Below are 13400 nucleotides of genomic sequence, written 5' to 3' on the forward strand. Positions count from 1 at the left end.
GGCCCTGGGTCGCGCGGATCGCGGTGCAGAGATTGGTCTTGCGCGAGAGGCACGACGGGCATTCGCGGCATTCGGGCGTATAGAGCGGAATGACGTGATCGCCTTTCTTCACCGAGGTCACTCCCGGCCCGACATCGACGACGATGCCGGCACCCTCATGGCCGAGGATCGCCGGAAACAGGCCTTCCGGATCGGCGCCCGAGAGGGTGAAATCATCGGTGTGGCAGATGCCAGTCGCCTTGACCTCGATCAGCACTTCGCCGGCCTTCGGTCCCTCCAGCTGAACCGTCATCACCTCAAGCGGCTTGCCAGCCGCAACCGCGACCGCTGCTCTTACGTCCATGGAAAATCCTCCAAAATCAATAGTCTATTGCTGATACTTTTCTTAACTTATTAGCCGATGATTCTTGCCCACAAATCACGTATTTCCTGCTTCATAAGCAGAGATTCTTCCCAGCGGTCGGTGGTGTCTTCACCGTCCTTTCCGGTGATGGCATAGGGCTTCGGCCCGAGTTCGCAGGTGAAGGCAAGTGTGGCGTCTTTGTCGGCGCGCTTCCGCCAGCTTTTGAAGCCATACTCCCACCAGCCGAGGAAAAGATCGACCCAGGGTCTGTGATGCGGGAAGGAAATTTCGATCTGAACCTGTTCGCGGGAGGCAACGCGGCCATGGAAGGCCCAGGAACTGTCCAATATCCGATGAATAAGGGCATGATTTTCGTCGGATACCGGCCAGGCGAACTCCCGCCCGACAAGGAAATGGGAGATATCGCCGAGCAGCTGCAGGTCCGGCAGGCGATCGAGCAGGTCGAGCGTGAAAAAGAGATCCGTCGTCATGCGGTCGCGATGCGTCTCAATCCAAACATCGATACCGGCCTCTTCCGCCAGACGTTGCCAGCCTTCCAGCAACGGAATGCAATCCTCAAGCCGTCGCGGGCGCACGTCCGGCTGCAGACAGATGTGATGAACGTTGTATTCGGCCGCGATCTCCAGCACCGGCTTTAGATCGTCGACAGTCTTGGGGAAACATTGGCCCTCCGCCTGCAGCCGATGTTGTTTGAGCAAGCCCGCGACGCGAGAAACGACCTTGCGGTCGTACCAATGGGTACTGATGCCATCAAAGCCCGCAGACGCGATCTTTTCGATGTTTTCTTCCAGAGAAAGCTCCGGATATCGTGCGCTGCGTCGCTCCATGGACCAGAGTGACTGGAATATGAGCAAGTTCTGCATGGTTTCTCCCCTACCAGTGCGCTGCTCAGATCATGAATCCGAGATCTCCGCCAGCCGGCGCGATGATGGCTTTTGATCATCGGCGCGTTTCATTGCAAAGCGGATGTATTCGCTCGTCGAGCGCTGGTCGCGTGAGGGGTTTTCATCAAGATGCTCTGAATGCGCCAACCGGGTCCACCCGTAACTCTTTCCAAATAGTTATGTGGGCAGGTGTTTCTGTGCGGCGCCTGGAAGAAGGTAATAGCCACCTTCTCCTCCCCCGATTGCGGCTCAGCAGAGTTCCCGTCGCCGTGAGCAAATTTCATCAAATCAATGCTGTCGTTTCGCGCCGAGGTCCCTGACACTGACCGCATAGTTCATCCACCGGGAGGCACATTATGGACGACACGCTCTACGGCACCCGCGACAAACGCGGCGACTGGAAACCCAACAAGCTTCTGCAATATCCGCCCGTCTTCATTTGGCCGGCCAAACCGATCGCCTTCCTGAAATGGTTCTTCGGGTATCCCGGCTATCTCATGCCCTGGAATGCCGTCTATGCCATCATCGCAACCTTGCTGTGGCTCTACGCGACACCTTCCATGGAAACGATGAAGACACTGGCGCCGGGCTGGATCGCCTATCTTCTCCTGCGCAATGCCGTGTTAGTCTTCCTGTTCTTCGGCGCCTTTCATCTGCGGCTCTATATGCAGAAGAAGCAGGGCACCACTTTCAAATATAATAGCAAGTGGCCGTCGAAGGATAACTCGGCCTTTCTTTTCAGCAACCAGACAGTTGACAACGTGATCTGGACTTTTGCGAGCGCAGTGCCTTTATGGACGGCATTTGAAGTTCTGACGCTCTGGGCCTTCGCCAATGGCATCATTCCCTACGTCGACTTTGCCGAGCACCCCATCTATTGCTTCATCATCATACTGCTGGTCCCGGCATTTCGCGATCTGCATTTCTATCTCGTCCATCGACTGATCCACTGGCCGCCGCTCTATCATACGGTTCACAAGCTGCATCATAACAACGTCAATCCCGGTCCCTGGTCCGGCCTCGCCATGCATCCGGTCGAACATCTGCTGTATTTTTCGGGTGTCCTCATCCATTGGATCGTACCGTCCAACCCGGTCCATGCGTTGTTCCATCTGACACATGCCGCTCTCGCACCGGCGCCAGGCCATGCCGGTTTCGACAAGATCGTGATCGGCGAGGAAGCCGGGATCGATACCCATGCCTACGACCACTATCTCCATCACAAATTCTTCGAGTGCAATTATGCCGATGGCGTCATCCCGCTCGACCAATGGTTCGGCACCTTTCACGACGGCTCGAAAGAGGCCGAGGACCGCATGAACAAGCGCTTCATGGAGCGCGCCAAGAAATACGCAGAAAAGCAGGCCCGCCGCTCCGGCACGCCAAGCTAGCAAAGAGCCGAGCCTGGCTGGGTTCTTCCAGCCAGGACAATGATCTCAAGGACTTGCCAAAGGCGCTATGTGCTCCATATGCGCGTATTGAGCTCTCCCCCCGCCACCGGTTCAATCGGCCGTTGATGGCGGGAAATGCCGGAGCCTGCGGTCCTCCTTCTGCAGGCTCCGGCCTTGTCACCTAGTGGTGACTGGATGCCGGGCCAACATTCTCCGTCGTATAGGTCAGGAACGGAACCGGCTCTTGGCTAACGGGCACATCAATAATCCCCATACGCGATAATATCGTCTCCAGTGCGCGCCTTGCCTGGGTTTCGGGTGCCTGATCGAGAACGAGCGTCATCAGCCCCGAGGCGATGAAGCGGCGCGTTTCGTCGTTGAGTTCGTGCCCTATCCAGACGCAATCCCTTCCCTGTCGTTCCTGAAAGCGCTGAAGCACCGAGCCGACCCCAAGATTGGCACCGCCGGCATTGTAGATACCGATAATATCCGAACAGCGACGCAACGCCTGCGTCATCACTTCCGCGGCAACGATCAGGCCATGCCGGCGAATGCTGCTATCGGCCACATGCGCAGCGAACTTCTCCGGCTCGCTCTCTTCGACAAAGGTCCGGTGGACGGTGATCGAGCTGTCCAGCGAGGCGGCGATTCGCTCGAAGGCATGGTTGAGCCGGCTGAAAAAACGGCGACTCCGGCCTGACTAGGATGACTTCGATGCGGATCGTGCCGCGATAAAGACTTGGGATGATCCTTTTGTAGCCTAAGCGCTTTGCTGCCAGCACCACCTTCTCCGCCGTTTGCGGCCTGACGCTGCCGCGTTCGTTGAGAACGCGCTCCACAGTCGCAAGGCCGACACCAGCGGCGGCGGCGATGTCCACGAGACGTGCCTTCTTCATGCCGCTCCTCCCTGATGAAAAATGATCATAATCGGCGTGGAATGTGAAGGCGCATTTCGCGCATGCTTGGAACCAGCCGGGAGGAAAAAACGATGCGCTATCAAAGCGCAACGTCGACCTGCTCCCACGATTGGATGATACCTTTCGCGCCTTGCGGTGACTGCAATGAGGAGGATGAAATGATGAACTGGGTTGATGCCTGCGCTGCCGATGAAATCGATCAGGAGGATGTTGTCCGCTTCGATCACGCCGGGCGAACCTTTGCGATCTATCGTAGTCCCGATGACGAATATTTCGCTACGGATGGGCTTTGCACTCATGAGAAAATCCATTTGGCCGATGGGCTCGTCATGGATGACACCATCGAGTGTCCGAAGCACAATGGCCGCTTCAGCTATAAGACGGGTGAAGCGCGAGGCGCTCCGGTCTGCATCAATCTGAAAACCTATCCGGTCAGAGTGGAAGGCGATCGCATCCTGATCGGAATCGGCGCATGAGCAGCGATGCGGGCATCATCATCGTTGGCGCCGGTGAATGCGGCGCGCGCGCCGCTTTGAGCCTGAGGGAGAGCGGTTACCGGCAGGCGATCACCCTCATCGGCGATGAGGTTCACCTTCCTTACGAGCGGCCGCCTCTTTCCAAACAAGTTCTGCTTGGCGAGATGGAGCCTCGGATGCCAACCGTTCTCAATGATTTCGTGCTGGCGGAGCAGGCAATCCGTCATATCGGCAGCACTTCGGGCGATACCATCGACACGTCCGGAAAGCAATTGCTCCTCTCCGATGGCCGGGCGCTGCCCTATGACAAACTGCTACTGGCGACCGGCGCGGCACCAAGGCGATTGCCGAACGCGCCCGTCAGCAGCCGCATAGTCTATCTGCGGACGATCGATGATGCGCTTGCACTCCGTTGCTTCGTCCGAGCCGATATGCATGTGGCAGTGCTTGGGGGCGGTTTCATCGGCCTGGAGGTCGCCGCTTCGGCACGCGGCCGCGGAGCGAGGGTTACGGTCATCGAGTCCCAGGAGCGTATCCTCAAGCGCGGTGTCCCCGAACCGATCGCCGAAACGATTACTGCCCTGCACCAAGGCAATGGCGTCGTCGTGAAATGCGGTGTAGCGGTTCTCGGGCTCGAAGCGGATGAGCAGCGTGTCGATATTTCTCTTTCCGATGGCGATGCGATTTCGGCCGATGTGCTTGTCGTCGGGATCGGCGCGCTGCCGCGCACCGAGCTTGCTGCACGCGCCGGTATCGCAATCGACAACGGCATTGCGGTCAATGAGCGCCTGGAAACATCGGAGCGCGATATTTATGCCGCCGGAGACTGCTGCTCGTTTCCGCATCTCCTTTATGACGGTCGCCGTCTGCGTCTCGAAGCATGGCGCAACGCGCAGGATCAGGGCATTCTCGCGGCCGCAAATTTGATGGGCGCGGCGCGCAATTATCAGGCCGTTCCCTATTTCTGGTCCGACCAGTTCGATCATACGCTGCAGATCGCCGGACTCGTCGATGAAGGCCGCTCGGTCGTTCACAGAGACCTCGGGGATGGCGCCTTCATCCTGTTTCATCTCGACGACCAGCAGCGGCTAGTGGCCGCAAGCGGCGTCGGCCCTGGCAACAGGGTCGCCAAGGATATCAAACTCAGCGAGATGCTGATTGCCGGACGCGTCACGCCATCGACCGAAGCGCTGGCTGGCAACGCGAACCTGAAATCCATGCTGCCTCGAGCGGCCTGACAGGCTATCAAGATACGTTGGCCTCACGCGACAGCCTGCCGGTATCATCGGCAGGCTGCAGCAGTGCATTCATGAGCAGATGCCATAAGTGTTTGCAGCATTCAGGTGCTAATCCGGCATCCGGATCGTCCTACATTCTTTCTGCAGTTCCCTAGGACTTAGCAGCGGCGGTAATTCGTTCGTATCGCTATGAGATCCGATGTGGATATCTGCCTTGCTCCGCAAAGACGTCGGGCCGGAGCCGAAAGCCCCATGAGCAACGTCCGCAGGCAACGCCAGACCAAATGAAGGATAGCCATGGAACGCACCCTTCCGCAGCAAGCTTCATCCTCGCAGTGCTTTTCCTGTGCGAATAAGCAAAGAGCTTGGAGCTTGGTCCGGCGGGCCGCCGCACGGTGGCAAAGCCCCGACGGAGACTTTTACTGGTCTGACATCCTCCGACGAGCACAGGAATGACCCGATGCCCCATATAATTTTGAAAATGGCAGCAGGAAGAACCGAAGCAATGAAACATGCCGTGGCTGAAAATCTGACCAAGGCGGTCATCGAAACACTCGGCGTTGACGAGAGCTCGGTATCGGTCGCGATCGAGGATGTCGCGATGTCCGATTGGGCTGGGAAGGTCTATGTCCCCGATATCCAGGACAAGTCAGACACGATCTATAAAAAGCCGGGCTACGATCCGTTTCGGTGAGGGCTAGTCAATCGGGTCTGGTAGAGAGACGCAGATTACCATTTGCATCGATGCCCGCACTCACGCGATCATAGTCCTCAATAGTCGGATGCCGTGTGAATAACGGCGTCCGATGGGTCGCGCTGATCACAAGCACGGAAGCACCTGAGGCCTCCGCCGCCTCTATTCCCGCTGGTGCATCCTCAAAAATAAGACATTCTTCAATAGGTTGTGCCAACATCCTTGCAGCTAACATGAAGCAATCCGGCGCCGGCTTGCCATGCTGCACATCCTCGCCGGCGATCAGAATCTCCGGCCAGGGAATACCGGCTGCCGCAATGCGGACCTTGGCGAGTTCACGGGGAGCGGAGGTGACGATCGCCCAGCGATCCAACGGCAGGCTTTTCAGAAAGCCGATAGCGCCCGTGATCGGTTCAACGCCGGCAACATCATCGATTTCGGCCTGTGTGAGTATCCTGACCTCTTCGGCGGGATCGATCCCCGAAAGGCCGAGGCGGGTGATCGTCTCGATCGCCTTGCGACCATGAATGGTCGCCAGCAAGGCGATGGCATCGACACCGCGTTTTTCCGCCCACGAGGTCCAGACCCGTTCGGCGACCGCTATCGAATTCAGGACGGTTCCATCCATATCGAACAGGAAGGCGCCGAAGGAGCGGTCGTCAAAGGGCATCAGGATCGATCCTCGACTTTTGGGTTGGATGACAGACGATCGAGGATAGCCTGTGCGGTATTGGCATCGGTGACCAAAGCATTGATCATTCCCGATCGTGCCGCGCCGATAATGCCGCTAGCTTTGCCGGGAGTAGCAGCAACGGCGATGCAGAGCGGCACCTTCCGCAATTGTGCGGGAGAGGCTGCAATCATCCCCTCCTCTCCATCCCAGTGCAGGATCTCGCCCTCCTCGGTGACGTAGTGGCGCAGCACATCGCCGGCTGCATGGCTCAGCGCCTTTTCGCCCGGCAACGCTGTTTCCGAAGGGTTGGCCGCATGTGTCAGCCCGACACCGACGATTGCCGCGTCCAGCCTGTCCCAGAGAGACGTCACCTGTTGGACCGTGGGATCTCCGAGAAACGCATCCCGGAGTTCGGTCGAAGAGATATAAGGCGCATGCAGGAAATGCGGCACGCCACCCATCTGGACCGCCGCCTGGCGCACGAATTCGTTGATCTGAAAGTGAGGCGCTGCGTGCTGCATGCCACCGTTCAGCGCGACCGTGACGATACCGGGCAATTGCGGCAGACCAGCCAATGTCACCTCGCGCACCGCCCGCCCCCAACCGATGCCGAGCGTCGAACCCGAACGCAGGCTCGCCTGCTGCAGAAGCGAGCCGACAGGCGCGGCAAGCGCGCTCAGCACGTTTGATGACGGCGTATCGATTACGGCAGCGGTGCGCAGCTTCAGGCCGTCGATCAGTGCAGCATTCAGCTCTTCAGCAGATGAGAGATCGATCACCTCGATCCGGACGATCCCGACTGCCCGCGCTCGCTGCAGCAACCGCGAAACCGTCGCCGTCGACAGACCAAGCTTCCTGGCAATATCCACCTGCGCCATATCGGATTGGTAGTGCAGTTTGGCGACCGTGTGCAGCAACGCGCGATTTGCCGCAGCCTCCTGCGATTGAGACGAATTCAGATTGAAATTCCTTTCTGCAATGTGTTACACGTATGACACTTGAGGAGTTATCGCTTAAAAAGCCCGGTTTCGCAACGTTTATACCGCGCATGAGAGTCCTCAATTTCAAGAGTATTGCCCTCTTCGAGGAGTGGGGAAGGCTTGCTCGTATGGGTGCCGTTTCGCAACGGCTGGAGGAAGGATCACATGACGAAATTGACGACAGCGGAGATGCGCGGCTACCAGCAGATTTGCGGCAGCGACGGTGCCATGATGGTGATTGCCTGCGATCAGCGCGGCGGCATGCGCAGCCTTCTAGCCAAGGACCCGGCCGAACAGGCGGCGATCTCCGATAAGGTGCTGGGGGACACGAAGGCCGATATCGCCCGCTTCCTCGCGAGCAAGGCGTCCTGTGTTCTCGTCGATCCCATCTGCGCCGTGCCGGCGCTGGTCGATGATCGTGTCCTCCAGCGCGATACCGCACTGCTGATCGGCCTCGATGCTTCCGGCTGGGATACATCGGCGGACGGCTATCGTCTGTCGAAGCTGGTTGCCGGCATCTCCGCACGCCGCGTGCGCCAGCTGGGGGCAACGGGTGGCAAGATCATGGTCTATCTGCGCTCGGATCGGGATGCGGCGAACGCCCACAATATTCAGATCCTGAAGCAGTGCATCGAAGATTTCGCGCATGAGGATCTTCTGCTGGTCGTTGAATTCCTGACCTACAAGTTCGAAGACGAGGATGAGACAGATTACAAGGCGAAGCTGCCCTCTCTGATCGTCGGCGGCAGCAAGATCTGCCTCGATCTCGGTGCGAAAGTCTTGAAAATCCCTTATCCCGGCTCGTCGGAAGCCTGCGCCGAAGTCACGCGCCTTTCCGGCGATGTGCCGTGGGCGGTGCTGTCGGCCGGTGTCGACCACGCCACCTTCCTCAGCCAGGTCGAGGATGCCATGCGCAACGGCGCTTCGGGCGTCATCGCCGGTCGCTCGCTGTGGAAAGACTGCATCTCGCTCGATCGTTCGGTAACGAAGGATCGTCTGGAGACGGTCGCGGTGCCGAGGCTTCGGGAAATTCAGGCCGTCATTGCGACGCACTTCAAGGGCGCAGGCTCTAACGGCGCTGATCAAAGGCAGCGCGCCCATGGCTGACATCGCCATCGGCGTCGATATTGGCGGCACGAATATTCGTGCCGCCCTCGTCTCCGTTCAAGGCGAGATTCTTTCCAAGCTGTCGGAAAGAACCCCGACAGATCCCCTGTTGGCATTGGAGCGCGTCATTGCGATGGCGCGCTCGCTCGACACTCCTGAAGTTTTGGGGATCGGCGTCGGCATACCAGGGCGGGTCGACGTCGACAGACGCGAGATTCTGTCTGGCGGCATCCTCAACCTCTCTGGCCTCGATTTCGTAAAGCGGCTCGAGACAGCGCTGCAAAAACCTGTTGTCATCGAGAATGATTGCAGCATGGCGCTGATCGCAGAAATGCGGATCGGTGGCGCCAAAGGCTATCAAAACGTCGCGATGCTGACGATCGGGACGGGCATTGGCGGCGCTGTCGCCCATGCCGGGCGCATCTACCACGGGCACAAGGCGGCCGGACAACTCGGCCATATTTGTGTATCGCAGGATGGCCCGCCCTGCCCTTGCGGCAGACGCGGCTGCGTCGAGACCTTCAGTTCCGGAACCGCTTTGCGCCGGCATATCGCCGAATCCGGATTATCCGTCACGACAATTCGTGAAATCTTCGAGATGGCGGCGGAAGGAAACGACACGGCAGTCCGTGTGCTGCGCCAATGGGCAACACCCTTGCGTGCCGCACTCGACAATATCGCAGCGACCATGGATCCGGAGATTATCCTGCTCGGCGGCGGGCTTGGCTGTGATGCCGCACGGGCTCTTGCCGATTTGCCAGCAAGCGCTCCCTGGTTCTGCCCCGCCATATTGCCAGCGAAGCTTTCAGACGATGCCGGCGTGATCGGCGCCGGACTTTCGATTTTCGGCGCTGATGCCGCGCCGCAAGGAAAGCGGGTTGTCATGGTCAACGGCGTGCCGGCTTCCGGCAAAAGCCGCCTGGCCAAAGCTTTGTCGCTGCGGACCGGCTGGCCGGTCCTGTCTCTCGACGGCATCAAGAACCCGTTCCTGCAGCATATCGGCCCCGTCGACCGCGACTTCAATCGGACGCTGGGAAAGGCAAGCTACCAGGCGATCTGGTCCTTTATGGCGGAGGCGCCGACGGGCTCGACCTTCATTGTCGATGCATGGTTCGGCTTTCAGCCGAAGGCTCAGCTAGAGAGTTATCTCAATGCTGCGCAGATAGGCCATGTCGCCGAACTCTGGTGCAAGGTGCCTGGATCGGTTGCGGGCGAGCGTTACGCCAGTCGGTTGAAGGACCGATTACCTGGACATCCAGGTGCCGAATATGTGCCGGAATTGGTAGCGCTTGCCGATCGGGCCGAGCCTATGGGATGTGGTGCCGTAATGACGGTCGACCAGACGGAGGAACCGGATATGGCGGCTATTATGGCCTGGCTTTCAAAGGTCTTCGAGAGCGAATGATAAGCGCCGCCGTCCGGGCAGACGGCATAAATGCGAAATAATCCTGAACTGTCGTGCGACGCTATGTCCCCGGCAGATGCCGGCATTGTGTGCATGGCAGAATTGTGTAGCTATATCAACAAGATGATGGAAATTCTTTGCAGAAAAAAATTGCTTGACGTGCCGCAGTAACCCACTGATTATCGCTTTGCCGGACAGGGGAGGTTCGGCTTCAAGAGGAGGAAAATTATGGAGCGCCGCTCATTTCTCAAGGCTACGGCCGTGGCATCGCTCGCTACCGGTGTTGCGGCAGTTGCCGGCAGCACCAAAGCCGCAGACAAGAAGTTTACGATTGCCCTCATTCCGGGTCTGACGACCGACGCCTTCTATATTACCATGCGCAAGGGTGCCGAAGCGGCAGCCAAGGCTGTCGGTGCCGAGCTCGTTTTTCAGGGCGGCCCCGATTTCAACCCGGTGACCCAGGTTCCGGTTCTTGACGCAGTGATCGCCAAGAAGCCCGATTTCATTCTGATTGCGCCGACCGACAAGGATCAGCTCATCCAGCCTCTGAAGAAGGCTGCTGATGCCGGCATTCCGATCATCACCGTCGATACCTTCATCGGTAACGGCGTCTACCAGACCGGCAGCGGTGATGCCGATTTCCCGCTGGCCTATATCGCTTCCGACAACCTGCTCGGCGGGGCGATTGCCGCCCGCGCACTGGCAAAGGCCGTTGGCGAAAAGGGCAAGGTCTATGTTTCCAACGTCAAGCCCGGCGTCTCGACCACAGACCAGCGTGAGCAGGGTTTCAAGGAGGAGATGAAGAAGTATCCGAACATCACCGTTCTGGAGACGCAATATAACGATGACGACGCCAACAAGGCAGCATCGCAGCTGCAGGCCGTCTTCGCACGCAACTCCGATCTCGATGGCGTTTTCGGGGCCAATCTGTTCTCCGCTCTCGGTGCCGCCAACGGCGTGCAGCAGGCCGGCCAGACGGGTAAGATCCGCGTGGTGGCCTTCGATGCGCCGACGTCTATCGTTGATAACATCAACTCCGGTCTCGTCGATCTGGCGATTGCGCAGCATCCGGCCGAGATCGGCTATTTCGGAGTGATGGCCGCTTATGCGCATCTCACCGGCAATTCGATTCCGACAGCGATCGGGACCGGCTTCACGGTCATCGACAAGTCGAACGTAGCCGACAAGAAGATCGCGAAGTTCATCTACTCCGATTGATGCGGAGATAGTCTGTGCCTCGCCCATCGGCGAGGCACATTATCCAACGATGATAGAGCGACGGCGCCCTAATCTTCGCGCTTCCAACGCTCCAGTTTGGACCGATCCATGACAATCGACAATGCAGAGGTCCGCAAGGCGGATCAGCACGTGGCGCCACAGGCAGACCACGGCGACCAGGCAAAAACACTTCTTAATCGCATCGCGCAATTGCGTGCGTGGCTCTTTCTTGCTGCGCTTATCGTGACTTTCGAGATCTGGGCGCGGATCGACTTCGGTGGCACGTTCATCGGCTCGAGCTTCAACTGGCAGTCCGTTGCGATCTTCGCGGTAGCACCGTTGCTGCTGGCAATCGGGCAGACTTTCGTCATCATCTCAGGCGGTATCGATCTGTCGACCGGCTTCATCATGGGCCTTGCGGCCGTCGTCGCCGCGCATATTGCCAATATCGCCGGTCTTTCCATGCCTCTGCCCGTCGCAATGGTCTTCGGCATCCTCGTCGCCATGCTGGCAGCCGCAGTCCCCGGCCTCATCAATGGTCTCCTGATCTCCCGTCTCAAGGTTCCGCCGTTCATCGGTACGCTCGGCATGTTCGGCGTGGCGCGTGGCACGGCCTTCCTGCTCGCCGGCGGTACGACGGTGCCGGTCAAGAATTCCTATTTCGCCGAGCTTGGCAACGGACGATTCTATGGCGTGCCCTATCTCGTCATTGTCACGCTCGTCTTCGTGGTGATCATGCATTATTTGCTGAGCCAGACCCGCTTCGGCCAGCATAATTATGCCATCGGCGCCAATGCCCAGGCGGCGCGCCGCGCCGGCATCGACATCAAGTCCCATCTGCTGCGGCTCTATATTCTCTCGGCCGTCTGTGCGGGCCTGGGCGGCGCGCTCTATGCGGCCCGTTTCACTGCAGGCGCCGCCCAGGCGGGCGAGCCCCTGCTGCTCGATAGCGTGGCCGCTGTCGTTATCGGCGGCGCCAGCCTCTTCGGCGGTTCCGGCACGATCATCGGCACCATTGCCGGCGCTCTCGTCATCGCCGTCATCCAGTATGGTCTCGTCTTCATGAATGTGGAGCCGTTCTGGCAGTTCATCGCCGTCGGCGTCGTCATCATCATTTCGGTGCTCATCGACCAGGCGCAGCGTCGGTTCAGCGGAGCAAAACAGGATGAATAGTGCAACTCCCCTCCTCGAGGTCCGCAATCTCTCGCGTTATTTCGGTGCGGTGCGTGCCCTCGACAATTGCTCCATGGTCGTGCGGCCCGGTGAAGTCGTGGCACTTGCGGGTGACAACGGCGCCGGCAAGACGACGATGATCAAGGCGATTTCCGGCGTCTATCCGCCGACCGCCGGCGAAATCCTGATCGAAGGCAAGCCTGTCACCTTCTCATCGCCGCAGGATGCGCGCGAGAAAGGCATCGAGACGATCTATCAGGATCTGGCGCTTGCCGATAATCTGCCGATCGGCGCCAATATTTTCCTCGGCCGTGAGCCGATGAAGAAGCTCTTCGGCTTCCTGCCGGTGCTCGATCGGAAAGCCATGGCCGAAGCGGCGCGCAAGACGATGGCGGAGCTGGATTTCCACGTGAAGAGGCTCGATGCGCCCGTCAGCAACTTTTCCGGCGGTCAGCGGCAGGCCGTCGCGATTGGGCGTGCCGTCTATTGGAATGCCCGCATCCTCGTTATGGACGAGCCGACCGCAGCACTCGGCGTGCCGGAACAGCGCAAGGTCGTGGCTCTCATCAAGTCGCTGAAGGCGCAGGGGCGCGGCGTCATCTTCATATCGCACAATCTGCAGGATATTTTCGCGGTCTCCGACCGCATCGTCGTCCTGCGCCGCGGGATCGTTGCCGGTGAACGCAACATCGCCGACACCAATCATGAGGAAGTCGTGCGGCTCATGGTCGGCGGTTAGCAGGATCGCCGGCACATGATTTGAGCCGAGAGCGGCAACGGTGTTTCGTCGCCGTTGCCGTTTCGTTGTCAGCAATCAAAGGCGCTCATTTTGGATTCACCAGAGCCGTAGCAAGAACCAAGAGGCCGGCAGTTGATGCTG

General features: G+C 59.0%; 13 protein-coding genes and 1 pseudogene. 9 read left to right on the plus strand and 5 right to left on the minus strand.

The features are described from left to right. Together JJQ51_RS28105 and JJQ51_RS28110 are read right to left on the minus strand one after the other, a co-directional pair. Positions 1-343 (minus strand): alcohol dehydrogenase catalytic domain-containing protein (locus JJQ51_RS28105; protein ID WP_269245351.1); only part of this gene is annotated, 343 nt, incomplete at its 3' end. A 50-nt stretch (positions 344-393) separates the two neighbouring features. Beyond that, positions 394-1227, minus strand: coding sequence for a sugar phosphate isomerase/epimerase family protein (locus tag JJQ51_RS28110; RefSeq protein WP_269245561.1), 834 nt, complete (start codon positions 1225-1227; stop codon positions 394-396). Between the two features lie 377 nt (positions 1228-1604). Here JJQ51_RS28110 and JJQ51_RS28115 point away from each other — a divergent pair, with 377 nt between their 5' ends. After that, positions 1605-2639, plus strand: coding sequence for a sterol desaturase family protein (locus tag JJQ51_RS28115; RefSeq protein WP_113351192.1), 1035 nt, complete (start codon positions 1605-1607; stop codon positions 2637-2639). A gap of 181 nt (positions 2640-2820) precedes the next feature. Here JJQ51_RS28115 and JJQ51_RS28120 read toward each other — a convergent pair. Next, a pseudogene (locus tag JJQ51_RS28120) lies at positions 2821-3535 on the minus strand (LacI family DNA-binding transcriptional regulator). Positions 3536-3714: 179 nt separating this feature from the next. Between JJQ51_RS28120 and JJQ51_RS28125 the strand changes: the two are divergent. The 3 genes from JJQ51_RS28125 to JJQ51_RS28135 all read left to right on the plus strand — a co-directional run bounded on the left by JJQ51_RS28125 (position 3715) and on the right by JJQ51_RS28135 (position 5964). After that, positions 3715-4032: a MocE family 2Fe-2S type ferredoxin gene (locus tag JJQ51_RS28125; protein WP_113351207.1), complete on the plus strand. Its 318-nt coding sequence runs from the start codon at positions 3715-3717 to the stop codon at positions 4030-4032. Continuing rightward, positions 4029-5270, plus strand: a complete 1242-nt coding sequence (locus tag JJQ51_RS28130) for an NAD(P)/FAD-dependent oxidoreductase (RefSeq protein ID WP_113351191.1) — start codon at positions 4029-4031, stop codon at positions 5268-5270. Before JJQ51_RS28125 ends, JJQ51_RS28130 begins: the two co-directional genes overlap by 4 nt. Positions 5271-5730: 460 nt before the next feature. Next, positions 5731-5964, plus strand: coding sequence for a tautomerase family protein (locus JJQ51_RS28135; protein WP_113332625.1), 234 nt, complete (start codon positions 5731-5733; stop codon positions 5962-5964). A 7-nt stretch (positions 5965-5971) separates the two neighbouring features. Here the strand turns inward: JJQ51_RS28135 and JJQ51_RS28140 are convergent, their stop codons facing one another. Both JJQ51_RS28140 and JJQ51_RS28145 read right to left on the minus strand, forming a co-directional pair. Next, the gene (locus JJQ51_RS28140) at positions 5972-6634 is read right to left on the minus strand and encodes an HAD-IA family hydrolase (protein WP_113351190.1); all 663 of its coding nucleotides are present in this window, start codon (positions 6632-6634) and stop codon (positions 5972-5974) included. Then, on the minus strand, positions 6634-7554 hold the full coding sequence (locus tag JJQ51_RS28145) for a sugar-binding transcriptional regulator (protein WP_173004662.1): 921 nt from the start codon (positions 7552-7554) through the stop codon (positions 6634-6636). The genes JJQ51_RS28140 and JJQ51_RS28145 overlap by 1 nt, the downstream gene beginning before the upstream one ends. 228 nt (positions 7555-7782) lie before the next feature. Here JJQ51_RS28145 and JJQ51_RS28150 point away from each other — a divergent pair, with 228 nt between their 5' ends. The 5 genes from JJQ51_RS28150 (at position 7783) to JJQ51_RS28170 (ending at position 13259) form a co-directional block, all read left to right on the plus strand. Then, the gene (locus JJQ51_RS28150) at positions 7783-8724 is read left to right on the plus strand and encodes a tagatose-bisphosphate aldolase (RefSeq protein ID WP_113351189.1); all 942 of its coding nucleotides are present in this window, start codon (positions 7783-7785) and stop codon (positions 8722-8724) included. Continuing rightward, complete coding sequence (locus JJQ51_RS28155; RefSeq protein ID WP_113351188.1) at positions 8717-10129, plus strand: ROK family protein; 1413 nt, start codon at positions 8717-8719, stop codon at positions 10127-10129. The genes JJQ51_RS28150 and JJQ51_RS28155 overlap by 8 nt, the downstream gene beginning before the upstream one ends. A 228-nt stretch (positions 10130-10357) precedes the next feature. Beyond that, a complete protein-coding gene (locus tag JJQ51_RS28160) occupies positions 10358-11347 on the plus strand; it encodes a substrate-binding domain-containing protein (RefSeq protein ID WP_113332629.1) in 990 nt (329 codons plus the stop codon). A 108-nt stretch (positions 11348-11455) separates the two neighbouring features. Continuing rightward, positions 11456-12520: an ABC transporter permease subunit gene (locus JJQ51_RS28165; protein ID WP_113351187.1), complete on the plus strand. Its 1065-nt coding sequence runs from the start codon at positions 11456-11458 to the stop codon at positions 12518-12520. Then, positions 12513-13259 (plus strand): ATP-binding cassette domain-containing protein, encoded by a 747-nt coding sequence (locus JJQ51_RS28170; RefSeq protein ID WP_069615566.1) that lies wholly within the window; start codon positions 12513-12515, stop codon positions 13257-13259. Before JJQ51_RS28165 ends, JJQ51_RS28170 begins: the two co-directional genes overlap by 8 nt. Positions 13260-13400 lie beyond the last annotated feature (141 nt).

It is taken from the genome of Rhizobium sp. AG207R (assembly GCF_027109195.1).
GTDB lineage: Bacteria > Pseudomonadota > Alphaproteobacteria > Rhizobiales > Rhizobiaceae > Rhizobium > Rhizobium dioscoreae.